Source organism: Actinoplanes sp. NPDC026623 (genome assembly GCF_040638275.1).
Lineage (GTDB): Bacteria > Actinomycetota > Actinomycetes > Mycobacteriales > Micromonosporaceae > Actinoplanes.
Genome location: NZ_JBEZXZ010000449.1, coordinates 1 through 1342, shown reverse-complemented (window position 1 = coordinate 1342; position 1342 = coordinate 1). Strand labels below are relative to the sequence as shown.

Annotated in this window: 2 protein-coding genes; both read right to left on the bottom strand. The window is 78.4% G+C overall.

What is annotated here, in order from left to right; all coding sequences use genetic code 11:
- On the bottom strand, window positions 1-470 hold a 470-nt coding region (locus AB0F10_RS45720), incomplete at its 3' end, for an adenosylcobinamide-GDP ribazoletransferase (RefSeq protein WP_360640908.1).
- A partial coding sequence (locus tag AB0F10_RS45715) for a nicotinate-nucleotide--dimethylbenzimidazole phosphoribosyltransferase (RefSeq protein WP_360640906.1) occupies window positions 463-1342 on the bottom strand: 880 nt, incomplete at its 5' end. The genes AB0F10_RS45715 and AB0F10_RS45720, both read right to left, overlap by 8 nt.

Sequence of the window (1342 nt, the reverse complement as noted above, 5' to 3'; positions counted from 1 at the left end):
CGCGCCCGGAGGGCCTCGGCGCCGACGCCCCGGCGGCAGGCGATGGTGACGCCGAGCCGCCCCGCCGCCCAGGCCACCACGATCGCCCACGGGCCGACCTCGGTCAGCGCGGCCGCCTGGATCAGCAGGGCAAGGGCGATCGCGGCGACGCCGAACGGGCCGATGTCAGGCTTCTTCATGATCTCGAGCGCCCGCTCGCGGTCGCGGTAGGAGCCGAGGGCGTCGACCGTGTCCGCGAGGCCGTCCAGGTGCAGGCCCCGGGTGAGCAGCGCGCCCGCGGCGACGGTGACCGCGGCGGCCACCGGGCCCTGGCCCAGCAGCACGAAGAGGCCGGCCAGCACCGCGCCCAGCAGCGCGCCGACGAGCGGCGCGACGCTCATCGCGACGGCGGCCGCGCGGCGGTCGACCCGGCCGGCCCGGACCGGCAGGACGGTCAGCGTGGTGAGCGCCAGGCGCAGACCGTCAAACACTGGCCGGGCCGGGCCCGTCCGGTTCCGGCTCGGCGAACCCGGACTGGTCCTCGTCCTGGTCCTGGTCTTCGTCCTGGTCTTCGTCTTCGTCTTCGTCCGGCTCGAGGCCCGCGTCGCCGTGCGCGGCCAGCAGCGCCGGGTGCACCGGCAGCGCGCCCGCGAGGGCGATCGCGGCGCGCAGCAGCGGCAACGCCGCCAGGGCGTTCGCGCCCTCGCCGAGGTCGAGCTCCAGCGCCGTGACCGGGTTCAGGCCCAGCACGTCGGCGCCCTGCCGGACGAGTTCGTGGGTGCCGGCGTCGGCGAGCAGGCACCAGTGCCGGGACTGGCTCGCGATGTCCCGGGCGATGAGCCCCGCGGCGATGCCCAGCGGCCCGTCCACCAGCACCGGCATCCGCCGCGACGCCGCGCCCAGCAGCGCGCCCGTGGCCACCGCCAGGTCGGCGCCGCCGACCTGGGCCAGAATGTCCTTCGCGCCGCGCGGGTCCTGCCGGATGCGGTGCATGGCGTCGCGCACCGCGGCGCACCGCACCATCCAGGCGTTGTCGTCGTAGAAGCCGCCGGCCGCCAGCACCCGGGGCAGGATCGCGACCGGCTCGGCGCCGGTGGAGGCGGCGAGCACCGCCGTCGCGGCGGCCTCCATGCCGGCCCCGCACGAGCCGAGGATCAGCACGTCCCGGCCCTCGTCGGCGGCGGCGTCGGCGAGCTCCCAGCCCTGCCGCAGCGCCGCGTCGACGGCCTCGGGGCCGAGCACCGGGCCGTCCTCCATGGCGCCCGTCGCCGGGGTGCGGACGACCACGACGTCGGCGTCGGCGGTCGCGGCCAGCGCGGCCAGCGCGCCCTCGCCGGCCTCGGCCTGCGCGGCCCCCCCCTCC